Origin of the sequence: Brevundimonas sp. CEF1 (assembly GCF_051353055.1) — a bacterium.
GTDB lineage: Bacteria > Pseudomonadota > Alphaproteobacteria > Caulobacterales > Caulobacteraceae > Brevundimonas.
This window is the reverse complement of the sequence record NZ_CP195593.1, coordinates 1,002,160-1,024,979: the sequence shown is the minus strand read 5'-3', so window position 1 is coordinate 1,024,979 and position 22,820 is coordinate 1,002,160. Positions and strand designations below refer to the sequence as shown.

Annotated in this window: 18 protein-coding genes and 2 tRNA genes; 5 read left to right on the top strand and 15 right to left on the bottom strand. The window is 67.4% G+C overall.

Annotated elements, in window-relative coordinates; translation table 11 throughout:
* The first annotated feature begins 1 nt into the window (after position 1).
* Positions 2-1,648: an amino acid ABC transporter ATP-binding/permease protein gene (locus ACR9FL_RS05295; RefSeq protein ID WP_436357558.1), complete on the top strand. Its 1,647-nt coding sequence runs from the start codon at positions 2-4 to the stop codon at positions 1,646-1,648.
* Between the two features lie 258 nt (positions 1,649-1,906).
* Here ACR9FL_RS05295 and ACR9FL_RS05290 read toward each other — a convergent pair whose 3' ends face one another.
* The 5 genes from ACR9FL_RS05290 to ACR9FL_RS05270 form a co-directional block, all read right to left on the bottom strand.
* Positions 1,907-3,229: a hemolysin family protein gene (locus ACR9FL_RS05290; RefSeq protein WP_297933582.1), complete on the bottom strand. Its 1,323-nt coding sequence runs from the start codon at positions 3,227-3,229 to the stop codon at positions 1,907-1,909.
* A 316-nt stretch (positions 3,230-3,545) separates the two neighbouring features.
* Positions 3,546-5,114 (bottom strand): ATP-binding protein, encoded by a 1,569-nt coding sequence (locus ACR9FL_RS05285; RefSeq protein ID WP_436357556.1) that lies wholly within the window; start codon positions 5,112-5,114, stop codon positions 3,546-3,548.
* A gap of 407 nt (positions 5,115-5,521) precedes the next feature.
* Positions 5,522-6,712, bottom strand: a complete 1,191-nt coding sequence (gene tuf, locus ACR9FL_RS05280) for an elongation factor Tu (protein WP_436357555.1) — start codon at positions 6,710-6,712, stop codon at positions 5,522-5,524.
* 61 nt (positions 6,713-6,773) lie between these two features.
* Positions 6,774-6,847, bottom strand: a tRNA-Gly gene (locus ACR9FL_RS05275).
* A gap of 94 nt (positions 6,848-6,941) precedes the next feature.
* Positions 6,942-7,025, bottom strand: a tRNA-Tyr gene (locus tag ACR9FL_RS05270).
* Between the two features lie 147 nt (positions 7,026-7,172).
* Between ACR9FL_RS05270 and rlmB the strand changes: the two genes are divergently transcribed.
* The 3 genes from rlmB (at position 7,173) to ACR9FL_RS05255 (ending at position 10,118) form a co-directional block, all read left to right on the top strand.
* Complete coding sequence (gene rlmB, locus ACR9FL_RS05265) at positions 7,173-8,048, top strand: 23S rRNA (guanosine(2251)-2'-O)-methyltransferase RlmB (RefSeq protein WP_436357554.1); 876 nt, start codon at positions 7,173-7,175, stop codon at positions 8,046-8,048.
* 93 nt (positions 8,049-8,141) lie between these two features.
* Complete coding sequence (locus ACR9FL_RS05260) at positions 8,142-8,993, top strand: TerC family protein (protein ID WP_436357552.1); 852 nt, start codon at positions 8,142-8,144, stop codon at positions 8,991-8,993.
* 126 nt (positions 8,994-9,119) lie between these two features.
* Positions 9,120-10,118 carry a SprB repeat-containing protein gene (locus ACR9FL_RS05255; protein ID WP_436357550.1) on the top strand — a complete coding sequence of 333 codons (999 nt, stop codon included), beginning with the start codon at positions 9,120-9,122 and terminating at the stop codon, positions 10,116-10,118.
* 71 nt (positions 10,119-10,189) lie between these two features.
* On the opposite strand, the gene ACR9FL_RS05250 is transcribed toward ACR9FL_RS05255, so the two are convergent.
* From ACR9FL_RS05250 to ACR9FL_RS05210, 9 genes are all read right to left on the bottom strand, one after another.
* Positions 10,190-10,903, bottom strand: coding sequence for a 2OG-Fe(II) oxygenase (locus ACR9FL_RS05250; protein ID WP_436357548.1), 714 nt, complete (start codon positions 10,901-10,903; stop codon positions 10,190-10,192).
* Entirely contained in the window at positions 10,900-12,606 is a 1,707-nt protein-coding gene (gene metG / locus ACR9FL_RS05245) for a methionine--tRNA ligase (protein ID WP_436357546.1), read from the bottom strand. The genes ACR9FL_RS05250 and metG overlap by 4 nt, the downstream gene beginning before the upstream one ends.
* A 90-nt stretch (positions 12,607-12,696) precedes the next feature.
* The gene (locus tag ACR9FL_RS05240) at positions 12,697-14,043 is read right to left on the bottom strand and encodes an MATE family efflux transporter (protein ID WP_436357545.1); all 1,347 of its coding nucleotides are present in this window, start codon (positions 14,041-14,043) and stop codon (positions 12,697-12,699) included.
* 65 nt (positions 14,044-14,108) lie between these two features.
* Positions 14,109-14,507, bottom strand: coding sequence for a DUF1489 family protein (locus tag ACR9FL_RS05235; protein ID WP_436357543.1), 399 nt, complete (start codon positions 14,505-14,507; stop codon positions 14,109-14,111).
* Between the two features lie 49 nt (positions 14,508-14,556).
* Positions 14,557-14,889 (bottom strand): hypothetical protein, encoded by a 333-nt coding sequence (locus ACR9FL_RS05230; protein ID WP_296178061.1) that lies wholly within the window; start codon positions 14,887-14,889, stop codon positions 14,557-14,559.
* Entirely contained in the window at positions 14,886-16,886 is a 2,001-nt protein-coding gene (locus ACR9FL_RS05225) for a biotin carboxylase N-terminal domain-containing protein (RefSeq protein ID WP_436357541.1), read from the bottom strand. Before ACR9FL_RS05225 ends, ACR9FL_RS05230 begins: the two co-directional genes overlap by 4 nt.
* A 172-nt stretch (positions 16,887-17,058) precedes the next feature.
* Positions 17,059-17,961, bottom strand: coding sequence for an enoyl-CoA hydratase-related protein (locus tag ACR9FL_RS05220; protein WP_436357540.1), 903 nt, complete (start codon positions 17,959-17,961; stop codon positions 17,059-17,061).
* A 66-nt stretch (positions 17,962-18,027) separates the two neighbouring features.
* Positions 18,028-18,507, bottom strand: a complete 480-nt coding sequence (locus ACR9FL_RS05215; RefSeq protein ID WP_436357538.1) for a hypothetical protein — start codon at positions 18,505-18,507, stop codon at positions 18,028-18,030.
* A gap of 111 nt (positions 18,508-18,618) precedes the next feature.
* On the bottom strand, positions 18,619-20,211 hold the full coding sequence (locus ACR9FL_RS05210) for a carboxyl transferase domain-containing protein (RefSeq protein ID WP_436357536.1): 1,593 nt from the start codon (positions 20,209-20,211) through the stop codon (positions 18,619-18,621).
* An 80-nt stretch (positions 20,212-20,291) separates the two neighbouring features.
* Between ACR9FL_RS05210 and ACR9FL_RS05205 the strand changes: the two genes are divergently transcribed.
* On the top strand, positions 20,292-22,091 hold the full coding sequence (locus tag ACR9FL_RS05205; RefSeq protein ID WP_436357535.1) for a patatin-like phospholipase family protein: 1,800 nt from the start codon (positions 20,292-20,294) through the stop codon (positions 22,089-22,091).
* On the opposite strand, the gene ACR9FL_RS05200 is transcribed toward ACR9FL_RS05205, so the two are convergent.
* Positions 22,024-22,815, bottom strand: coding sequence for a methyltransferase domain-containing protein (locus ACR9FL_RS05200; RefSeq protein ID WP_436357533.1), 792 nt, complete (start codon positions 22,813-22,815; stop codon positions 22,024-22,026). The two genes, ACR9FL_RS05205 and ACR9FL_RS05200, sit on opposite strands and share 68 nt — an antisense overlap.
* Between the last annotated feature and the right edge of the window lie 5 nt (positions 22,816-22,820).

Here is a 22,820-nt window from a genome sequence, read left to right as displayed (position 1 = left end):
CATGACCGGCGTCGCCCGCCTCAAGGCCCTGATCCGGGCCCAGGAGCGCCGGCAGGGCGCGCGTCTGCTGACCGCCGCGGTCACCGCCGCCCTGGTCTCGGCCGCCGCCGTGCTTCTGCTGGGGGTGTCGGGCTGGTTCATCACCGCCTCGGCCCTGGCCGGGCTGGCGGGATCGGCGGCGGCCTACAGCTTCAACTTCATGGTGCCGAGCGCCATGATCCGTTTCTTCGCCATCGTCCGCACCGGCTCGCGTTACGCCGAACGGATCACCGGCCACGACGCCGCACTGCAGGCCCTGGCCGCTCTCCGCCCGCAGTTGTTCGAAGGGATCGCGCGCGGTCCCGTCGTCAAAGCCCTGACCCTGGCGGGCGGCGAGGCCTCGTCGCGGATGGTGCAGGACGTGGACGCCATCCAGAACCGCTTCGTGCGCCTGTCCGCCCCCTGGGGCGCCGCCGCCGGTCTGATCGCCGGTCTCGGTCTGGCCCTGCTGACCGGCTGGGCGACCGCCCTGGCCATCGCCGCCGCCAGCGCGCTCGGCGTCCTGGCCGCCGCCCTGGTCGGCCGCTGGCTGGCCGAACCCGCCGGACGCGCGGTGCAGGCCGCTTCGGGCGCGCTGAAGAACCAGTTCGCCGCCTTCGCCGCCGCCGCGCCGGAACTGCAAGCCTACGGCGTCAGAGCCTGGGCCGTGGACCGTCTGGCCGAGCGCGGCGCGGATCTGGAGCGCGCAACCGAGCGCCTGGCCTCGGCCGGCGGCTGGATCATGCTGACCCAGTCGGCCGCCATGGCCCTGGCCGTCGTCGGGGTGATGGCGACAGCCGGGGCCGCCTCGCCGCCCCTGATCGCGTTGGCGATCCTCGCCGCTGTCACCACGGTCGAAAGCGCCGGCGCCCTGCTGACCGCCATCCGCCACAACGGCGCGGTCGAGACGGCGATCGAGCGTCTGGGGGAACTGCTGGAAGCCGCCCCCGCCCCTTCCGCTCCTGTCACGACGCCCAGCCTTGGCTTGCCGTCGGCTGATCTAAGCCTGACCCCGCCCCAGCGCCTAGCCGTCACCGGCCCCTCGGGCGCCGGCAAGACCACCCTGATCGAACGCTGGATGCACCTGCGCGCGCCCCTGCCCGGCGAGGCCAGCCTGGGCGGCGTGGACGCCGCCGACGTCTCGCCCGACGCCGCGCGCGCCCTGTTCGCCTATGCCCCGCAACAGGCCGTGCTGCTGGCCGGAAGCGTGCGCGAAAATCTGAAACTGGCCCTGCCCGGCGCCGATGACGACGCCCTGTGGGCCGCGCTGGAGGACGCCGATCTGGCCGACCGCGTTCGCGCCGCCCCCGCGGGTCTGAACGCGCCTCTGGGTGAGAACGGCGCCCGGCTGTCGGGCGGCGAGCGTCGTCGCCTGGGTCTGGCCCGCGCCTATCTGCGCCCCGCGCCCTGGCTGGTGCTGGACGAGCCGACCGAGGGTCTGGACGCCGCCACCGAGGCGCGCGTGCTGGAACGGCTGGCCGCGCGTCTGGAACGCACCGGCCAGGGCCTGATCCTGGTCAGCCACCGCCCGGCGCCCCTGGCCCTGTGCGACCGGGGGCTGGCGGTCACGGGGCTGTCGTCGTCCGGTGCGGTTCAGATGGGGTTGCAGGGGGCGCGGGCGGCGGCCTGATCCGACGACATTTCTTTGATCTCCATCAAGGCGAGCCCGGCCGCGAAGGGGTTTGCTGGGATCAAAGGAGATACCCCATGCCCGCAGACGTCGTTCCCGCCATCGCCGCCATTGTCTCGGCCTTCCTGGTCTTCATGGCCGCCCTCGGCTTCGCCTCGGTGTGGAGCAACATGGGCGACAAGCCCAAGGGCTGACCACGAAAAAGCGCGCATCCGCCGGGCGGGTGCGCGCTTGCTCAAGAGACGCCTGAAGGGCCGCTTAGTCGGTGTCGGTCGGAGCGCTTCCCTGCCCCGGAATGATCGCCCGGAACAGCAGCTTGTCGATCCGCCGATCGTCCATGTCGATCACCTCGACCTCGAAGCGACCCAGTTGCAGGATCTCGCCCTCGTGCGGCAGACGCGACAGGTGGTGCAGCACCAGGCCGGCGACGGTGTGGAAGCTCTCGTGCTCGCCAAAGTCCTCGCCCAGTTCGTCGCCCAGTTCGTCCAGGTCGGCCTGACCGTCCACGGCCCATGAGCCGTCCTCGCGCTTGCGGATCGACCGATCCTGCTCGTCGTGGCTCTCATTGAAATCGCCGGCGATCATCTCCAGCAGGTCCGTCGCCGTGACCACGCCTTCGAAGGCGCCGTATTCGTCGACGACGAAGGCCATGTGGACCTTGGAGCCCTTGAGGATTTCCAGCGCCTTCAGCACCGAAGTCGACTGCGGGATGAAGGCCGGCTCGGCCACCAGCTTCTCGATGTCGTAGGAGCCATCGGTCAGCAGGGCGTCCAGCAGGTCCTTCTTGTGGACCACGCCCAGGGGATTATCGACGTCGCTCTCGCGCGCGACGACGATCCGCGAATAGGGGCAGGTGCGGATTTCCTCGCGCAGGACTTCCTCGGGATCGTCCAGGGCGATCCAGAAGACCTCGTGGCGCGGCGTCATGGCCACGCGCACGGCGCGGTCGCCCAGGCGCAGGATCTCCTCGATCATCTCCTGCTCTTCCGGCTCGATCAGGCCGGCGGACGTGCCCTCGGCCAGGATGCTCTGCACCTCTTCCTGGGTGACGTCGGAGCCGTCGCGGTCCTTGACGCCCATGACCTTGAGGATGCCCGAGGTCGAGGCCGTCAGCAGCAGGACGAAGGGCTTCATCAGCAAAGCCATGGTCGAGATGGGCGCCGCCATCTTGGAGGCGATGGTCTCGGGGAAGATCAGGGCCAGGCGCTTGGGCACCAGTTCGCCGACGATCAGCGAGACATAGGTGATCAGCACGACCACCAGGGCCGTCGAGGCGATCTCGGAATAGGGTGCGAAGGCCGGGAAGCTGGTTTCCAGGATGCGATCCAGCTCGCCCGCGATGGTCGCCTGACCATAGGCGCCCGCCAGAATGCCGATCAGGGTGATGCCGACCTGAACCGCCGACAGGAACTGGGTCGGCTCCTCCGACAGCTTCAGGGCCGCGCGAGCCCCGCGATCCCCCCGCTCGGCACGGCTTTGAAGCTTGGATTTACGCGATGAAACGACCGCAAGCTCGGTCATGGCGAAAAGGCCGTTCAGCACCACAAGCAGCAGCACGACGACGATAGCGATGGTCAACATCGAAAGGGGAGAAACCCGCGGCGCGGCGCGACAACCGGCGTCCGCGTGGCAATAGTAAGGCTGATCGCCACGCCGCGCCAGTCATTCATTCATGCATCGGGACACGGCTTCACCCGGTTCGACCGACGCCGACCGACCCATAGACGCCCGACGATGGTCGGCCGTCGTGGCTTTGAACGCTCGCACAGGCGGTCATCCCGATGAGGGTGCCGATGAACAGGCCCAGTCTGATGGCGCGCCGCATTTATGGTTACCCAAGGATTAACGTCGAAAGCCAACGTCATTGGGACGGCGCAGGTTCCCATGTAAGAATGGTTCAGGCGGCGCAGTCGTCCAGCCGCCAGTCCTCGGCAGCGATCAGACCACGGTTGAGACCCTCAAGCAGGATCTCCAGCGTCACGGGCTTGGCCACCAGGGCGTCGGCTCCGGCCAGCATGGCCCGCCGGTGATGGGCCTCTGTCGTATTGGCTGTCAGCATGACGATAGGCGTCCGATCCAGACGGCGCGTCGCCTCATGGGCGCGGATCAGACCGATGGCGGTCAGCCCGTCCATAACCGGCATCTGCATGTCCATCAGGATCATGTCGAAGCGCCCGCCCAGGAACCGATCCACGCCTTCGCGCCCATTGTCCGCCGCAACCACCTCGAAGCCTAGCGGCTCCAGAAGACAGCGAACGACCATCTGATTGGCCGCATTGTCCTCGACCAGCAGGATTCGCTGGGTCCCGATCCCCTCGCCCGGGTCGGCGCTGATGGCCTCCGGCGCCTCATCCAGATTCTCGATGGGTAGGACGACCGTGAACAGGCTGCCCACGCCCGGCGTCGAGCGGGCCGAAATCTCACCCCCCATCAATTCGGCCAGAGAGCGGCAGATCGACAAGCCCAGGCCGGTGCCTCCGAACTCGCGTGAGATCGTGTCGTCCGCCTGGACAAAGGGTTTGAACAGGCGGGTGGCGGCTTCGGGATCAAAACCGATGCCGGTATCCTCGACCTCGATGCGCAGTCGATCGCCGTCCGCGTCCGACGTCAGGTCCACGCGCACGTCCACCGTCCCCGCCGGCGTGAACTTGACCGCGTTCGAAACCAGGTTGGAGACGATCTGCGTGATGCGGACGCCGTCCCCCATGAGCCGGCCGTTCGCCGCGTCGGAGAAGGTGATCGACAGCGCCACGTCGGCCTGCTCGGCGGTCGCCGTCCGCATCTCGACCACGGCCGCGATGTCGGCGCGCAGATCAAAGGGCGCAGGGGCCAAGCGAAACTGACCGGCCTGCATCTTGGACAGGTCCAGCATGTCGTCCAGCACGCGGCGCAAGGCGTCCCCAGCGCCGGTGATGAGCGACAGCATCTGCGCCTGACGCTCGGTGAGCGTCGTGTGCGCCAGGGCCGAGGCCAGGCCCAACACGGCGTTCAGCGGCGTGCGGACCTCATGACTGATGTTGGCGAAGAATCGATCGCGCACCTGGGCCGCGCGCCTCGCCTCGTCCTGGGCGATCTCCAGGGCCTTCAAGGCGCGGACATGGTCGGAAACCTCGAAGCGGATCGCGGTATAGGTCTCGGGCCGGCCGTCCGCGCCGGGATTGGGCACGATGGTCGTGTCGACCCAGTAGAGCTCGCCGTTCTTGTTGCGGTTCTGGATGGTGCCGCGCCACACGGCCCCGCCCGAGATGGTTCGGTAGAGGTCCTTGAAAAACTCACGGGGGTGGTGGCCCGAGTTCACCAGCCTGTGGTTCTGGCCCACCAACTCATTGCAGCTATAGCCGCTGACATCGGCGAACTTTTGGTTGCAGTAGAGAATCTGGCCCGCGCGATCCGTGATGGCCACGATCGCCGCTTCGTCCAGCGCCCCGGACAGGCCCGCGCGGCGCGGCCAGTCGATGTCAGTCATGAGGTTCCCTTTTCACAGGGGGAGGCATGACCCGACATCACCTCGCTTTCGTTAATATCGATGATTATCAACGCTCTATCAGCCAATTGCCGCGCGTTTTGTTCCAGATCAATTCTCGCCCCTATCCCCCGACGAGCCGTGGCCCTGCTCCGTAGAGGCCCCGACGGCAAAACGGCCCCCCGGATTGCTCCGGGAGGCCGCAGCATTATGAGCGGACCTACCGCCCTTCGGGCTGCTTGAGGTCAAAGCAAAACGGCCCCCCGGATTGCTCCGGGAGGCCGCTCTGTTACTCGATACTGCGGCCTCTCCGAAAAGAGGCCGGTACGCTTTACGCTTGGCCTATCGCGCTTGCGCGCTGCATGAGGCCGGTACGCTACTGTTCGGGTCAGAAGACCCGGATCTATCGATTACTCGACGATCTTGGCGACCACGCCGGCGCCGACGGTGCGGCCGCCTTCACGGATGGCGAAGCGCAGGCCCTGATCCATGGCGATCGGGGTGATCAGCTCGACGCTCAGCTCGGCGTTGTCGCCGGGCATGATCATCTCGACGCCTTCCTTCAGGTGAACGATGCCGGTCACGTCCGTCGTGCGGAAGTAGAACTGCGGGCGATAGTTCGTGAAGAACGGCGTGTGACGGCCGCCTTCTTCCTTGGTCAGGATGTAGGCTTCGGCCTGGAACTTGGTGTGCGGGGTGATCGAACCCGGCTTGCACAGCACCTGGCCGCGCTCGACGTCTTCACGCTTGGTGCCGCGCAGCAGCACGCCCACGTTGTCGCCGGCTTGACCTTGGTCCAGCAGCTTGCGGAACATTTCGACGCCCGTGCAGGTCGTCTTTTGAACCGGACGGATGCCGACGATCTCGACTTCTTCACCGACCTTGATGATGCCCTTCTCGACGCGACCCGTGACCACGGTGCCGCGGCCCGAGATCGAGAAGACGTCTTCCACCGGCATCAGGAACGGCAGGTCGACCGGACGTTCCGGCTGCGGGATGTAGGCGTCGACGGTTTCCATCAGCTTCAGCACTTGCTGCTCGCCGATTTCCGGGTTCACGCCGTCGGTCGCGGCCTTGGCCGAACCCATGGTCACCGGGATGTCGTCGCCCGGGAACTGGTAGGACGAGAGCAGCTCGCGCACTTCCATTTCCACCAGCTCGAGCAGCTCGGCGTCGTCGACCAGGTCGACCTTGTTCATGAAGACCACCAGGGCCGGCACGCCGACCTGACGGGCCAGCAGGATGTGCTCGCGCGTCTGCGGCATCGGGCCGTCAGCGGCCGAAACCACCAGGATCGCGCCGTCCATCTGCGCCGCGCCCGTGATCATGTTCTTCACGTAGTCGGCGTGGCCGGGGCAGTCGACGTGCGCGTAGTGACGGTTTTCCGTCTCATACTCGACGTGCGCCGTGTTGATCGTGATGCCGCGGGCCTTTTCTTCCGGCGCGGCGTCGATGTCGGCGTAGTTCATCGCCTTGGCGCCGCCGGCCTTGGCCAGCGTCATCGTGATCGCCGCCGTCAGCGTCGTCTTGCCGTGGTCAACGTGACCAATCGTGCCGATGTTGCAGTGCGGCTTAGTGCGTTCGAACTTTTCCTTGGCCATGGCCAAACTCCTGTGGCCCGGGTCCAAAGCGGAGGGGCGCTTCTGCTCAGTTCAAAAAACCTGGAGCGGGTAGACGGGATCGAACCGACATCCTCAGCTTGGAAGGCTGCTGCACTACCATTGTGCTATACCCGCGCGAAGAATGCGTTGCCCCAACCTCGTGAGAGGTTGGCGTTTCCGCACCCGATTCCTTTTCTGGGTTTCCGTCCTCTCGGCCTCGAAACGCGCGTGGTGGGGGAAGAAGGACTCGAACCTTCGAAGCTTACGCAGCGGATTTACAGTCCGCCCCCTTTGCCACTCGGGACATTCCCCCAGCGCGCGTTTTCAAAACCGGTCTGGATACGCAACGGAGTGATCTTTCGATCATTTTCGCTGCGAAAGCCTTCGTGTCCGGCGACGCCTGCAGTAGAGGAAGCGCCTGACCCGAAGCCCTAGGGCCCAAATCGGAGGCCGTCTTATAGTGTCGTCATTTTCAGAACGCAACGACCGGAAACCCGGTAAAAAGCAGTCTTTCCACAAGCGCGTGGAAAGTCGGCCCGAGAAAGGTTGGTCCCCTGCGCCAACAGGGCGTTCCGGGGGCGATTCAGCCCCCAAGGCCCCGCGCGGCAAGGCCGATGCGGATAATTTTCTCTGGGGCCGCCATCCTGTTTTAGCCGCCCTGGCCAATCCGGCGCGTCGCGGCATGGGCCGCTTGATGGTCACAGAGGACCGAGCCGCTGAACTCGAACGGGAAAATCTGGCGAACGGCCACCGAATCGAGGTGGTCGATTCGACCACCCTGGCCCGCATGCTGCCCGCCGGCGCCGTTCACCAGGGCATGGTCTTCAAGGTTCAACCGCTGGAAGGCGTCTCTCTGGAGGAGATCGCGGAGGACGCCCAGGGCGTCATCGTCATGCTGGACCAGTTGACCGACACCCAGAACGTCGGCGCCATCTTCCGCTCGGCCCTGGCCTTCGGGGCCAAGGGAATCGTGGTGCAGGACCGGCACTCGCCCGCCCTGGCCGGCGCCCTGGCCAAGGCGGCGGTCGGCGCGACCGAGCGCCTGCCCTGCGCCCGGGTGACGAATCTGAGCCGCGCCCTGGAGAAGCTGGCCGACATGGGCTGGCGCGCCGTGGCCCTGGACGGGGCCGCCGAGCAGACGCTGGAAGAAGCCCTCGATTCGCGCCCGACCGTCCTGGTCATGGGGTCCGAAGGCGACGGCGTGCGCCGTCTGGTGGCCGAACACTGTGACGTCCTGGCCAAGATCCCCATGCCGGGCGGCTTCGAGAGCCTGAACGTCTCCAATGCGGCGGCCATCGCCCTGTATGAAGCCGCGCGCGCGCAACGCGCCGGCTGACCGGTTCGCTCCCGCCGACTATCGGTTGGCGGGAGCGTGACTTTGCCGCTGCGGCGTCTTGGCGCAGCCCGGCCCGGGGCTTAAGAAACCCGGATGGAATTCCTTTCAGACCCCCATCTGCTCAGTCAGGCCTCCGCCCTCGGCAAGGTCCTGATGATCGACCTCGTCCTGGCCGGCGACAACGCCGTGGCCGTGGGCCTGGCCGCCGCCGCCCTGCCCCAGGAACAACGCCGCAAGGCCATCCTGATTGGTCTGGCCGCCGCCGTCGTCATGCGCATCGGCCTGGCCCTGATCACCGTTCAGCTTCTGGCCATCGTCGGCCTGCTGCTGGCGGGCGGCTTCCTGCTTCTGTGGGTCTGCTGGAAGATGTGGCGCGAACTGCGCGAGCAGGCCACCCACGACCAGGCCGAGGCCGAGGCCGAAATCGAACGGGCCATGGCCATCGAACACGGCGGCGGGCCGTCGCCGGAAGAACTGGGCCTGAAGCGCAAGACCTTCGGCGCCGCCCTGATCCAGATCATGATCGCCGACCTGACCATGAGCCTGGACAATGTCCTGGCCGTCGCCGGCGCCAGCCACGACCACCCCTGGATCATGGTCTTCGGCCTGATCCTGTCGATCGCCCTGATGGGCCTGGCCGCCAGCTTCATCGCCAAGCTGCTGAACCGCTATCGCTGGATCGCCTACATCGGTCTGGTCATCGTGCTTTACGTCGCCCTGCACATGATCTGGGACGGCGGGCGTTCGGTCATCGTCCGTACCGGCCACGCCGACCAGTTCAACGCCTCGGCCCCCGCCTTCCTCGACATCGGCGCGGAGGAACAGGCCAAGCACATGCAACACGCCGGCGCCGGCAGCAAACACTCCACCCCCGCCGCCCTGCCCGGCGCGCGGGAACAACGCACACCGCCGCCCGCGGCGGAAGCAACGCCCTCTGCGAACTGAAGAAAAGGCCCGGAGCGATCCGGGCCTTTTTTCTTTTCCTCGCCGGCCCGGTCTCCCCTGCTCACTTTACAAAAACATAGGTTTTCAACTAAGCGTAGCCATATCACTGATAGTCCAAGGCCGCAGATGTCGATTCGTGCTCTTTCCTGGTCGCTTGCAGCGGCAACCCTATGCCTGTCCGCCGCCAGTGCAGCCCAGGCCCAGATCGTCATCGGCGGCGGCAACACCAGTGTATCGTGCAATGGCGGCGCAAACGGCACGGCCACCGCCAGCCCCTCGGGCGGCGTCGGGCCCTACACCTACAGCTGGGCGCCTTACGGCGGAACGAACTCCACGGCGACCGGCCTGGCCGCCGGACAATTCACCGTCACAGTGACCGACAACACCGGAGCGACCGAGACGCGAGGCTATACTGTCACACAGCCGCCTCTTCTGGTGGCGAGCCAATTTTCGCAGTCGAACGTCTCCACCAATGGCGGCGCGAACGGCGCCGCCACGGTCAGCGTCTCGGGCGGCACGCCCGGCTATACCTATTCCTGGGCGCCGAGCGGCGGCACAGCATCGACGGCCGTCGGCCTGACCGCCGGGACCTATACCGTCACGGTGATGGACGCCAACACCTGTATGACGCAGCAAAGCTTCACCATTACCCAGCCTGCGGCAGGAGCGGCGGCGACGGTCGCCAGCGTCGGCGTCCCTGCAAACGGCGCCTATACGCCCGCTCAGACACTGACCTTCACCGTGAACTTCAGCGAAACGGTTACAGTCGTGGGAACGCCCCACATCGCCCTGACCATCGGAACAACCACCCAGTACGCCACGTACCACTCCGGCTCCGGCACTTCGAGCCTGACCTTCCAGTACACGATCCAGCCGGGCGACGTTGACAGCGACGGGATCACTGTCGGCGCTCTCGGCCTGAACGGCGGGACCATCCGTAATGGCTCAACGGACGTCAATCTGACGCTCAATAGCGTCGGCGCCACGAACGGCGTGCTGGTGGCGACGCCGCCGCCGGCCCCAGTTCCGACCCTGACGGAATGGGCCATGATCTGCCTGGCCGGCCTGCTGGGTCTGTTCGGCGCCTCGCGCCTGGGCCTGCTGCCCGCCGCACGGAAAGACTGACGCCGGTCAGACTGATTTCAGAACAGCAAAAAGGCCCGGAGCGATCCGGGCCTTTCTTGTATTCCGCCGCTTCAGCGACCGCGCAGCCAGCCGGTGACAGACAGGCGGTGCGTGCCCGCCGACAGGGCCACCTGGGTCACGGAATGGGGCGCCGGCACCTTCAGCAGGCTCAGCGCATTGAAGCGCGGCGTGAAGGCCTCGGCCACATTGCCGTCCGCGCCGTGAAAGGCCAGCAGGCCGCCCCAGTCGATCCGCCATCCCGGCGTCAAGCCCAGGACATAGGCGAAGTAGCGCTGCTTGCCGTCGGCGCTGTCATCGTGCTGGTTCAGGAAATGGGCCGGGCGGAAGCGCGTAAGCTGGGCGTCCGCCATGGCGATCCGGGGCTCGCCCGTCAGGTCGCGCATCAGGTCCAGAAACGCCTCGCCGTTGAGGAAGGCCACCAACTCGGACCAGACCTTCTCCGCCTGCCCCGCCTCATCCAGATCATAGATGGGGTGGTTGTCGTAGAGATACTGAAAGCCGTCCGTGGCCGAAGCCTGGACCCGTTCGCCCAGGGCCTGCTTCTGCGCCGGCTCGAGACTGGCCAGCCAGGCGGCGGGCAGATCGACGTGACCGTCGCCCCGGCGCGTCACCGTGTTGAACGCGGCGTCGGCGGCGCTGGCGGCTAGGTGGTCCGCATAGGCGCCGCTCAGCAGGTCGACGACCTGGGCCCGCCCGGTCGCCGCCAGCCGATCCCGGATCGACTGGCGCTGCGTGTTCGACTGGACGGCGAGTTCCGGCCTCACTCGGCGCCGCCGAAGCGTTCGGTCCATTCGGCGACCTGGGCGTCCTCGATCTTGGCGAACAGGACGGCGGCGGCGGCGACCGTCTGACCAGCCGGCACCAGGGTCAGCAGGTCGGCCTCGGCGCTCGGCCAGGACAGGTCCATCGCGCCGACCGTGGCGCCGATGCGCTCGGCGCTACCGGGCATGAAGGGGACGGTGATGCGGGCGAACAGGGCCACCAGCGACAAGCCGGTGCGGACCACCACGGCGGCGCGGTCGCGGTCCGTCTTCAGCGCCGTCCACGGGGCGGCTTCCTGCAGATACTCATTGCCCAGCACCCACAGGGCGCGCGCGGCCTGGGCCGCCTTGCGGAACTCCATGGCCTCGAACTCGGCGGTCAGGGCTTCCAGACCGGCCTTGAGGTCGGCCGCCAGCTTGGCTTCCAGAGGTCCGGCCTCGCCGCCCTCGGGCACGACCCCGTCGAACTTGGATTCCGTGAACTTGACGATGCGGTTGACGAAGTTGCCCAGGACGTCGGCCAAGTCCTTGTTCGTCGTCGCCTGGAACTGCTCCCAGGTGAAGGCCGCGTCGGAATGCTCGGGGCCATAGGCCGTCAGGTGCCAGCGCCAGTAGTCGGCGGGCAGCAGCTCCAGCGCCTGATCCATGAAGACGCCCCGGCCCATGCTGGTCGAGAACTTGCCGCCGTACCAGTTCAGCCAGTTGAAGGCCTTGAGCTGATCCACCGTTTTCCACGGCTCGCCCGAGCCCAGGATGGTGGCGGGGAAGCTAACGGTGTGGAAGGCCACGTTGTCCTTGCCCATGAACTGGACGTAGCGGACGTCTTCGGCGCCCTCGTCCAGACGCCACCACGAGCGCCAGTCGCCGCCGTTGGCGTCGGCCCATTCCTCGGTCGCGCCGATGTATTCGATGGGGGCGTCGAACCAGACGTAGAAGACCTTGCCCTCCATGCCCGGACGGGGGCCGCCGTCGGGACCGACGACCGGCACGCCCCACTTCAGATCGCGGGTGATGCCGCGATCGATCAGGCCTTCGTCCAGATGCTTGTAGGCGATGGAGCGGGCCAGCGGCTGCCAGCCTTCCGAACGGGCGTCGACCCAACCGCGCACCTCGTCGGCCACCTTGGTTTGCAGCAGATAGAGGTGGCGCGTGTCGCGGACCTCCAGGTTGCGGCTGCCCGAGACCGCCGAATAGGGGTTGATCAGGTCGGTCGGGTCCAGCAGGCGGCCGCAGTTGTCGCACTGGTCGCCGCGCGCCTTCTCGTAACCGCAGTGGGGGCAGGTCCCCTCGACATAGCGGTCGGGCAGGAAGCGGGCGTCGTCGATCGAATAGATCATCCGGTCGACGCGCTCCTCGATCAGGCCGCGTTCCTCCAGCACCTTGGCGAAGTGCTGGGTCAGACGCTTGTTTGGCTCGTTGGAGCTGCGACCGAAAACGTCGAACGACAGGCTGAAGGCCTCGCCGGCCCTCTTCTGAACCAGGTGCTGCTCGTCGCAATAGGTGCGGACGTCCTGTCCGGCGGCGGCGGCGGCCAGCTCAGCCGGGGTGCCGTGCTCGTCGGTGGCGCAGACATAGAGGACGTCATGCCCCTGGCCGCGTTTGAACCGCGCCCAGACGTCGGCGGGCAACATGGACCCGGCCAGATTCCCAAGGTGCTTGATGCCGTTGATGTAGGGCAGCGCCGAGGTGATGAGGATGCGGGCCATGATCGTCCAGTCTGCGGGAGGAAGCAGACGGATATAGAGGCCCGTTACGCCCGCGTCACCCCGCCGTCATGCCGCGCGTGGGGCCACGCCTCAGGCCGGAAGCCGCCGCGCGATCCGCACGAAGCGTCCCGTCAGCAGCGCGCCCGAGATCAGGCTGGCCACGATGACCGACCAGACCAGACCGTCCACGCCGATCCGGTGCGCCAGCCACCAGCCCAGCGGGATCATGATGACGCCATAGGACAGCAGGTGCATCAGCGTGGGCCAGACCACGTCCCCGGCCGCGCGGTTGGCCTGGGCGGCGACCACCTGCTGGGCGTCCGCGACAAAGAAGAGGGTCGCCAGCACCAGGGCCGGGGCCGCGATGGCCAGGATCGCCGGGTCGGTCGTATAGGCGCTGACCACCAGGGGCGCGGTCAGCCACAGGCCGATGGCGATGATGAAGGCCAGGACCGTCACCACGCCGATGCCGGCCAGACCCCCGCGCATGACCCCGGCCTTGTCGCCCGCGCCATAGCTGCGGCCCACCAGAACCGCCGTCGCCGACGACAGGCCCATGGGCACCATGAAGACGATAGCGGAGACGTTGATGACGACCGCCCAGCTGGCGGTCTCGGCGGCGCCCAACTGGCCCGCGAAGACGGTCATGGCGGCGAAGGCCCCGACCTCGATGAAGTTGGACGACCCGGCGCCCAATCCGACCTTGACCTGCTCGCGCTCGACCGCCTTGTCGCGCTTGGGCTTGTTGAACAGGCCCCAGGCGCGGGCTTCAGGCAGACGCAGGATGAAGATGACCAGGAAGATCGCCAGCGCCATGCGGGCGCCGAAGGTGGCCCAGGCCGAGGCCTGGGCGCCGTGCAGGCCAAGGCCCAGAATGTCGGGCACCAGCAGCAGGTTCAGACCCAGATTGACCGCATTGGCCACCCACATGGCCACCATGCCAGCCTTGGGTCGATGCAGGCCCTCAAGGAAGAACTGCGCCGCGACCGAAATCAAGTAGGCGGGCATCGACAGGGCGAAGATCATCAGGACCGGCGAGGCGCCTTCGCCCAGCCCGTCCTCCAGCCCCATGTGCGTCAGCCCGAACGGCCCCAGGAGCATCAGGGCGATCATGGAGACGAAACCGATCTGAAGCGCATAGACGGTGCCGCGACGCAGGACCGCGCCGACCTCGTCCTTGCGGCCCTCGCCCAGCAGGCGGGCCGTCATGACCTGCACCCCCATCATCAGGCCGACCGCCGTGGTCAGCACGACCGAAGACGGAGCCCAGGCCAGAGAGTGATAGGCCAGTTCGCGGCTGGCGTAGTGGCCGACGACGATGGCGTCGGTCAGGCCCATGGTCATGATGCCCAGACGCGCCAGCACGACCGGCCAGGCCAGCTTCAGCAGCTCGGACAGGGTCTCGCGGGTTTTGAAGCTGAGCAGAGCGTTGGTCATGGGAGCCGGGACAGGCCACGGGCGCGCCCAAAGGTCAACACCTCGACTCTAATGCCACGAAAGGGTCACCAAGCGCCCAGTTCGCGCAGCTCTCGCACCAGGTCGTCAGGCAGGTCCGTCGCCTCTGCGGTCGTCAGGTCCGGCGGCGCGTCCTTGGGCTCGAAATAGCGCCAGCCCTGAAACGGTCGTCGGGCCAAGGGCGCGGTGCGAATGACCTCACTGTCCAGCTTGATCTCGCAGCGGCTTTCCTTGCCCTCGCCGATGGTGGTGATGTCGAGGATGCGCTGACGGCAGGTCACAGAGCCCTTCATCACCCAGTAGAGCGAGCCGCCGTCCTCGATCTCGGCGGCGCGCTTGGGCGTCATGCGGGTGTGGACGATGCGCCAGTCGGAACGCGCGGCGTTCGCTTCCAGCGTCTCGACCTCGGACACGCCGACGCAGAGTTTGATCATGTGAAGGGGCATGAGGCCCACCTAGTCGCCCGGCGCCGCCGTGACCAGACCCGGCTCGCCCCTATCGATCGAGCAGGGTGAAGATTTCCTGCCCCTTGGCGATCAGTTCATGGCCGCATCGCTGGCTGTGCGAACGCACCTGCTGGACCGGCGTGCTGTCCGTATAGTCCAGCATCCGTCGCACCCAGTTCGTACGGGGATCGCGGCCTTCCAGACGGCCCAGATAATACATCATGCCGCCCGAATATTGCTGCTTCAGCGTTTCCGAGAGCGCGGGATCGTCGATCGCCACCGCCAGCAGGCCCATGCACTGCAGGTCCGCCGCCGACTCCGCCGGCATGTCCGTCAGGTCAGCGCCCGCAAGCGCCGTCGCCATCATCGCCGCAAGGATCATTTCGCCTCTCCCTCGGCCTTCACAACGGCCAGAACCGCGCCGTCCACGACCTGATCGCCGACGGCGACGTTGAACTCGGCCACCACGCCGTCGAAGGGTGCGGTCAGGGCGTGCTCCATCTTCATGGCCTCCAGCACCACGATGGGCTGACCCTTGGTCACGGTGTCGCCAGCCTTGGCGGGCGCGGCGACGATCTTGCCCGGCATGGGCGCACGCAGGCCGCCGTCGGAGGCGGAGCCGCCTGCGCCCGCAGCGGCCTTGCGGCGGCGGAATTCGATGACGTCGCCGTCGTCGAAGACCACGATCCGCTCGGCGTCAGGCGCAAATGCAGTGACGACATCGCCGTCGACCACAACCAGATCGGTCTCGCCGTAGACGCGGGCGGTTTCGCCCTCAACGCCGACGTCGAAGCTCGACTGACGTCCGTGCCAGCCGGGCTCCCCGGCTAGGGTCACGTCGTGATGCTGGTCGCCATTATGCAGGGCCGTGCGCGACTGCGCCGCGCCGTTCATGCGGAAGCCGAACAGACCCGCCCGCCACGGAGCCAGCGACTTGTCCTCGACGTCAAAGGCGGCGGCGTCGGCCTCCAGCCCGATCAGACCGGCGGCGGCGGCAACCGCGCGCGGACTGCCTTCCGACCTCAACAACTCGCCCTCCTCCGCCCCGATGAAGCCGGTGTCCACGTCGCCCTCGACGAAGCGCGCGTGGTCCAGGCAGCGGGCCAGGAAGCCGGCGTTGGTGCGGACGGGCCAGACCTCGACCTCGCGGCAGGCGTTCGCCAGGCGAGCGGCGGCGGCTTCGCGGCTGTCGGCGTGGACGATCAGCTTGGCGATCATGGGGTCGTAGAACTGGCTGACCTCGCCGCCCTGCTCCACGCCCGTATCCACTCGGATATCGTCGGGCAGGACGAAGTGATCCAGCTTGCCGATCGACGGCAGGAAGCCGTGGGCCGGGTCTTCTGCATAGAGGCGCGCCTCCATGGCCCAGCCCTTCATCGGGATGTCGGCTTGCGCCAGCGGGATCGGTTCGCCCGCCGCGACGCGCAGTTGCCATTCAACCAGATCGACGCCGGTGATGCTTTCGGTCACCGGATGCTCGACCTGCAGCCGGGTGTTCATCTCCATGAACCAGATGCGGTCGGCCTTCAGCCCGTCAGAGGCGTCGGCGATGAACTCGATGGTCCCTGCGCCCTGATAGTTGACGGCTTTCGCCGCCCGTACTGCAGCCTCGGTCACCGCTGCCCGCGTCGGGCCGTCCATGCCGGGCGCCGGGGCCTCTTCGATCACCTTCTGGTGGCGGCGTTGCAGCGAGCAGTCGCGCTCATGCAGGTGGACGACGTTGCCGTGGCTGTCGCCGAAGACCTGCACCTCGATGTGGCGCGGACGGGTGATGTAGCTCTCGATCAGGACGCGCGGGTCGCCGAAGGACGACTGCCCCTCGCGCTGGGCCGAGGCCAGACCGTCGGCGAAACCCTCGGCCCGGTCGACCTTCTTCATGCCCTTGCCGCCGCCGCCGGCGACCGCCTTGATCAGGACCGGGAAGCCGATGCGGTTCGCCTCGGCCGTCAGGGTTTCGACCGACTGGTCCTCGCCCTGATAGCCGGGAGTGACGGGCACGCCCGCCTCGATCATCAGCTTCTTGGCCGCGTCCTTCAGGCCCATGGCGCGGATCGAGGACGGCTGCGGGCCGATCCAGACAATGCCCGCCGCCATCACCGCCTCGGCGAAGTCGGCGTTCTCGGACAGGAAGCCGTAGCCGGGGTGGATGGCCTCCGCCCCCGTCGCCTTGGCCGCCGCCAGCACCTTGGCCGCATCCAGATAGGATTCGCGCGCCGCCGCCGGACCGATCAGCACCGCCTCGTCCGCCTCGCGCACGTGCAGAGCGGCGGCGTCAGCCTCGGAATAGACGGCGATGGTGCGCAGGCCCATGCGGCGGGCGGTGCGGAAGACGCGGCAGGCGATCTCGCCGCGATTGGCGACCAGGACGGACTTGAACATCAGGCTGTTCCTTACCCTTCTCCCGGGAGAAGGTGGCCCGCGAAGCGGGTCGGATGAGGGGTCTCGCAAACAATGGGATCGAAGACGAAGCGGCTGGGGCGGTGCAACCCCTCATCCGTCAGCCTTCGGCTGACCCTTCTCCCGCAAGGGGAGAAGGGTCAGTTGAGAAGTCTTATTGCGCCCAACTCGGGGCGCGCTTGTCGAGGAAGGCGCGGACGCCTTCCTGGCCTTCTTCCGAGACGCGGGCGCGGGCGATGCGCTTGGCGGTCTCTTCCAGCAAGCGATGGTCGATGGCTTCGCCGGCCACGTCGTTCACCAGACGCTTGGCGTCGCCCATGGCGCCGGGGGCGCAGGTGGTCAGGCTGTCGGTCAGCATGGAGATGAACTCGTCCACTGAGCCTTCGGGCAGGACCAGGTCGATCAGACCCGCGTGGGCGGCGTAGTCGGCGTCGAAGATATTGGCCGTCAGGAACAGCTGGCGGGCGCGACGCGCGCCGACGGCCTCGATGACATAGGGGGCGATGGTCGCGGGGATGAGGCCCAGCTTGACCTCGGAGAAGGCGAAACGCGCGCCCTCGACCGCGACGGCCATGTCGCAGGCGGCGACGATGCCCGCCCCGCCGCCCATGGCCGCGCCCTCGACCAGGGCCACCGTCAGGGCCGGCACGTCGTGCAGGGCCTTGAGCATCCTAGCCAGACCCATGGCGTCGTCGCGGTTGTCGGCCTCGGACCAGCCGGCGGCGTCGCGCATCCAGTTCAGGTCCGCGCCGGCGCTGAACGTCCCGCCCGCCCCGCGGATGAAGACCACGCGCACGCGGTCCGCGCCCTGCAGGGTCTCGAAGGCCTCATAGAGGGCGGCGATGGTGGCGGCGTCGAAGGCGTTCTTCTTCTCGGGACGGTTGATGGTCACGAAGACCACGCCCGACGGCAGGGCGTCGATCTTGACCAGTTCGTTGTCCGCGTCCGGCGCCGGATCGGCGACGAAGGGATGGGCGATGGCGTTGATCTCGGCGGCCTCGGCGTCGGTGACGTCCAGGGCGTTCAGATCTTCTTCAGTCGGCTTTTGGTCAGTCATGGTTGGCTCCTTGGCCGATAGAACGCTTCAAACGTCGTCCCTCTCCCTCGCGGGAGAAGAAGAGAACTACACAGGGTCGCAGCGATTGGCGCGAACCGTCTTTCCGTCCTGCTCGACGCGCAGCGAGATGCCGGCGACGGGCGACAGGCGCAGGGTCTGGACGAGGGTATGGTCGCCTTCGGAGGACTGGTTTTCCAGCACCACGCGGATCGCGTCGCCCTCGCCTTCGAGGACTTCCAGGGCCACCAGCTTGGAGGTGTCCTCATAGCCCTTGATTTCATTGGCCGTGATGACGAAGCGGGTCCCGCTCTCGTCCTTGGCGCAGCCGTCGTCGCTGTAGTCCCAGTTCCCGCGATAGCCGATGGGGAAGACCGCCTCGGACGGCTGACCCGCGCGGGCGGCTTCTTCCTCGGCGGCCGAGACCGGCTCGGTCTGCGGCGTGGCCGCCGCCGGGGTTTCCGCCGCCTCGGGCGCCTTGGAATCAGCCTGAGATCCGCAGGCCGCGAGCAGCGTGGTTAGGGCGATAAGAGCTGCAGTCTTCTTCATGTCTCTGTCCTTGTCGTCCGGGTTTCGACCTCAAAGAGATCGCCGAGGCGACAATCTCAGCCGCGCCGGCCGCCTTCAAGTTATTTTTTGAACACTGTGTAATTTGACGTCCTACATCCGGAACACGCCGAAGGTCGTCTCCGGGATCGGGGCGTTCAGGCTGGCGCTGATGGCCAGACCCAGGACGTCGCGGGTCTGGGCGGGGTCGATGACGCCGTCGTCCCACAGGCGGGCCGTGGCGTAATAGGGGTTGCCCTCGTCCTCGTACTTCTGGCGGATCGGGGCCTTGAAGGTCTCGGCCTCCTCGGGCGTCCAGGTGTCCGCGTCGCGGTGAACGGTGGCCAGAACCGACGCGGCCTGCTCGCCGCCCATCACCGAAATCCGGCTGTTGGGCCAGGTGAAGAGGAAGCGCGGGGAATAGGCCCGGCCGCACATGCCGTAGTTGCCGGCGCCGAAGCTGCCGCCGATCAGGACGGTGAACTTGGGCACCTCGGCGCTGGCGACCGCCGTGACCAGCTTGGCGCCATGCTTGGCGATGCCTTCGGCCTCATATTTGCCGCCGACCATGAAGCCCGAGATGTTCTGCAGGAAGAGCAGCGGAATCTTGCGCTTGCAGGCCAGTTCGATGAAGTGCGCGCCCTTCTGGGCGCTTTCCGAGAACAGGACGCCGTTGTTGGCCAGGATGGCGACCGGCTGGCCCCAGATGCGGGCGAAGCCGCAGACCAGCGACGTGCCGTACAGGGCCTTGAACTCATCCAGCTCCGAGCCGTCGACGATGCGGGCGATGACTTCGCGCACGTCATAGGGGGCGCGGACGTCGTCGGGGATGATGCCGTAGAGTTCAGCCGGGTCATAGGCCGGGGCGCGCGGCTCGCGCACGTCCAGCGGCTGGGGCTTGATGGTGTTCAGATTGGCGACGATGGAGCGGACGATCTCCAGCGCGTGTTCGTCATTCTCGGCCACATGGTCGACCACCCCGGACTTGCGGCCGTGGGTCTCGGCGCCGCCCAGTTCCTCGGCCGAGATGACCTCGCCGGTGGCGGCCTTCACCAGCGGCGGTCCGGCCAGGAAGATGGTGCCCTGATTGCGCACGATCACCGTCTCGTCCGACATCGCAGGCACATAGGCGCCGCCGGCGGTGCAGGACCCCATGACACAGGCGATCTGCGGGATCGACCGGGCCGACATCCGCGCCTGGTTGAAGAAGATGCGGCCGAAGTGGTCGCGGTCAGGGAAGACCTCGGCCTGGTGCGGCAGGTTGGCCCCGCCCGAATCGACCAGATAGACGCAAGGCAGGTTGTTCTGCTCGGCGATCTCCTGCGCCCGCAGATGCTTCTTCACCGTCATGGGAAAATAGGCGCCGCCCTTCACCGTCGGGTCGTTGGCGACGATCATAACTTCGCGGCCCGAGACGCGGCCCACGCCGCAGATCATGCCCGCGCCCGGCGCTTCGTCGCGATACATGCCGTTGGCGGCCAACTGCCCGACCTCGAGGAAGGGCGAGCCGGGGTCCAGCAGGCGCTCGACCCGGTCCCGTGGCAACAGCTTGCCTCGCGCCACATGGCGGTCACGGCTGGCGTCAGAGCCGCCGCGCGCGGCCTTGGCCACCTTCTCGTAAAGCTCATCCCGCAGGGCGCGATTGTGCGCATCCAGCGATTTGAAAGCAGGACTGTTGCGATCGACGGCGGAAATCAGCTTGGGCATGCCCCAAGGTGTAGGAGGCTTCCGCGCCGGTGGGAAGCGTCCGCTTTCCTGTCGCGCAGATTCCGGCCTAAACCTCCCACATGGCTGCTGAACGTCCCGACACGTCGTCCGACTCGCTGGAAGCCGCCCTCGCGCGCGTCTTCGAGGGCACGAAGAACACCCGCGCCAGCTGGTTCGCCCTGACGCGGGGCGAGCGGCTGTTCTCAGCCGGCGATCCCGCCGACACCCTCTATCTGCTGCGCGCCGGGCGGCTGGGCGTGTTTCGCGACGACAACGGACGCGGGCCTCAGTTCGTCGGCGTCATCAAGCCCGGCGATCCGGTCGGCGAAATGGCCATGTTGGCGGGCACGACCCACATGGCCAATGTGGTGGCCCTGCGCGACAGCGACGTGATCGCCCTGCCCCGCGACGCCTTCTTCGAAGCCGCCCGCGCCGAGCCGGCCCTGATGGCCGAACTGGGCCAGGTCATGCTCACCCGCGCGCGCGACCGCAACTCCACCGGATCCGACCCGACGGTCTTCGGCTTCATCTCGGCCCGCAAGCAACCGATCCGCAGCTTTGTCGAGCGTGTGGCGCGCGCGGTCGAGGCCCAGGGCTTCACCTGCCGCATCATCGACCACACAGCCCTGTCGTCCGCAGCCGAATGGTTCTCGGGCGTCGAGGACGCCCACGACTACGTCCTCTATATCGCCGAAGCTGATGAAACCGGCTGGGCGGCGCTTTGCGCCCGACAGGTGGACCGGGTCTTCATGGTGGGCGACGCCGATCGCAGACCACAAGCGCCCATCCTGCCGTCAGAGATCGAGGACGAGGCCCATCCTCTGACCGACCTGATTCTGCTGCGCCCCGCCCACATGGGGCGGCCGACCCGGACCCGCGACTGGCTGGAGGCCTTCAAGCCCGGCCGCTGGTTCCATGTGGTCGAGGGTCTGTTCGACGACACGGCGCGGATCGCCCGCGTCGTCACCGGGTCAGCAGTCGGGGTGGTGCTGTCGGGCGGCGGGGCGCGGGCCTACGCCCACATCGGCGCGCTGAAGGCCCTGCGCGAAGCGGGCATGCCGATCGACTTCATCGGCGGATCGTCGATGGGGGCCGTCATCGCCGCCGGGCCCGGTCTCGGCTGGTCGGACGAGGAACTGGACGAACGCATCCGCAAGGCCTTCGTCCTGTCCGACCCCCTGTCGGACATCGCCTTCCCCATCATCGCCATGACCCATGCCCGCAAGGTCGCGCGCCTGATGCAGGACGCCTATGGCGACGTGAACATCGAGGACATGCCCCTGCCCTTCTTCGCGGTCTCGACCAATCTGACGTCGGGCAAGGTCGAGGTACATCGCGAGGGCATGCTACGCCACGCCCTGCGGGCCTCCATCTCCCTGCCCGGCGTCATGCCGCCGGTCGTGATGAACGGTCAGGTCCTGGTGGACGGGGCGGTGCTGAGGAACTTCCCCAGCGAGGTCATGCGTCGCCTGAACAGCGGCCCGGTCGTCGGCGTGGACGTGTCCCAGACGCGCGGCGTCGATCCCAAGGCCCTGGAGGACCCGCCGTCGTGGTGGCGCTGGATCCTGTCGGGGGCCTGGAAGAAGGGGCCGCCTATCGTCTCGGTGCTGATGCGCTCGGCCACCCTGTCGACCGAGGCCGAGTTGATGCAGGCGCGGGCCGACACCGACCTGCTGATCCTGCCAAAGCCCGAGGGCGTCGATATTCGTGACTGGAAAGCCTACGACCCGGCCGTGTCCTCAGGCTACGCCGCCGCCCAGGCCGCTCTGACGAGCCTGAAATGCCCCGTCGAGCATCTGCATCGCCAGCGTGTCAGCGCCTTTGCGCCAGCAGAAACAGACGAGGAAATGGTAGAAGAGTCAGCCCGTCCGACCGTCTAGGGAAGGCCGAGGCCAGCCGCTCTGCCAGGGCGGACAGGAAGGCCGACTGCAGCGGCGGATCGCCCGCCAGGGCGGTCAGATAGGGCCGCAGGGCCGTCCCCTTCATCCACTCCAGCACGGCGTTCTCGCCAGCCAGAACGTGCAGATAGGTCGTCGCCCAGATGTCGATGTCGTCGCACAGGGGCGCCAGGGCCTCGTAATAGGCCTCCGCGGGCAGCAGGGGGGCGATGGTGTCCACCCCGACCAGAGCGCCCGCCCACGGCCCCTCGGTCGCCGTTTCGCGCATCAGGCTGTGGTGGCGCGTCTCCCAGGCCATGGGCATCTGCACTGCCAGCAGCCCGCCCGGAGCCAAGGCCCCGGCTAGGTGCGCGAACAGGGCCGCGTGATCAGGCAGCCATTGCAGTGAGGCGTTGGCCAGAATCAGATCGGCGGGCCGTTCGGGGGTCCAGGTCGCGATGTCGCCGACAGACCAGTCCACCTCGGCGGACAGGGCGCGGGCCTGGTCCAGCATGGCGGGGCTGGAATCCATCCCGTGGACCCTGGCGTCGGGATGGCGACGTTTCAGCAGGGCCGCGTGCTGCCCCGTCCCGCAACCCAGGTCCCAGATCTCGGTCGGCGAGAAATCCTCGGGCAGACGCACCAGAAGATCGAGCGCGGCGCGGTCGCGCTGGGCTTCAAAGCGATTGTATTGCTTGGGGTCCCAGAGGGGGGAAGCTTCGCTCATCTCTG

Coding starts and splice junctions, on each gene's coding strand:
- ACR9FL_RS05255 (WP_436357550.1), top strand. CDS start 9,120: ATGTCGATTCGTGCTCTTTCCTGGTCGCTTGCAGCGGCAACCCTATGC.
- tuf (WP_436357555.1), bottom strand. CDS start 6,712: ATGGCCAAGGAAAAGTTCGAACGCACTAAGCCGCACTGCAACATCGGC.
- ACR9FL_RS05205 (WP_436357535.1), top strand. CDS start 20,292: ATGGCTGCTGAACGTCCCGACACGTCGTCCGACTCGCTGGAAGCCGCC.
- ACR9FL_RS05285 (WP_436357556.1), bottom strand. CDS start 5,114: ATGACTGACATCGACTGGCCGCGCCGCGCGGGCCTGTCCGGGGCGCTG.
- ACR9FL_RS05235 (WP_436357543.1), bottom strand. CDS start 14,507: ATGCCCCTTCACATGATCAAACTCTGCGTCGGCGTGTCCGAGGTCGAG.
- ACR9FL_RS05225 (WP_436357541.1), bottom strand. CDS start 16,886: ATGTTCAAGTCCGTCCTGGTCGCCAATCGCGGCGAGATCGCCTGCCGC.
- ACR9FL_RS05295 (WP_436357558.1), top strand. CDS start 2: ATGACCGGCGTCGCCCGCCTCAAGGCCCTGATCCGGGCCCAGGAGCGC.
- ACR9FL_RS05230 (WP_296178061.1), bottom strand. CDS start 14,889: ATGATCCTTGCGGCGATGATGGCGACGGCGCTTGCGGGCGCTGACCTG.
- ACR9FL_RS05220 (WP_436357540.1), bottom strand. CDS start 17,961: ATGACTGACCAAAAGCCGACTGAAGAAGATCTGAACGCCCTGGACGTC.
- metG (WP_436357546.1), bottom strand. CDS start 12,606: ATGGCCCGCATCCTCATCACCTCGGCGCTGCCCTACATCAACGGCATC.
- ACR9FL_RS05290 (WP_297933582.1), bottom strand. CDS start 3,229: ATGTTGACCATCGCTATCGTCGTCGTGCTGCTGCTTGTGGTGCTGAAC.
- ACR9FL_RS05200 (WP_436357533.1), bottom strand. CDS start 22,815: ATGAGCGAAGCTTCCCCCCTCTGGGACCCCAAGCAATACAATCGCTTT.
- ACR9FL_RS05260 (WP_436357552.1), top strand. CDS start 8,142: ATGGAATTCCTTTCAGACCCCCATCTGCTCAGTCAGGCCTCCGCCCTC.
- ACR9FL_RS05210 (WP_436357536.1), bottom strand. CDS start 20,211: ATGCCCAAGCTGATTTCCGCCGTCGATCGCAACAGTCCTGCTTTCAAA.
- ACR9FL_RS05240 (WP_436357545.1), bottom strand. CDS start 14,043: ATGACCAACGCTCTGCTCAGCTTCAAAACCCGCGAGACCCTGTCCGAG.
- ACR9FL_RS05215 (WP_436357538.1), bottom strand. CDS start 18,507: ATGAAGAAGACTGCAGCTCTTATCGCCCTAACCACGCTGCTCGCGGCC.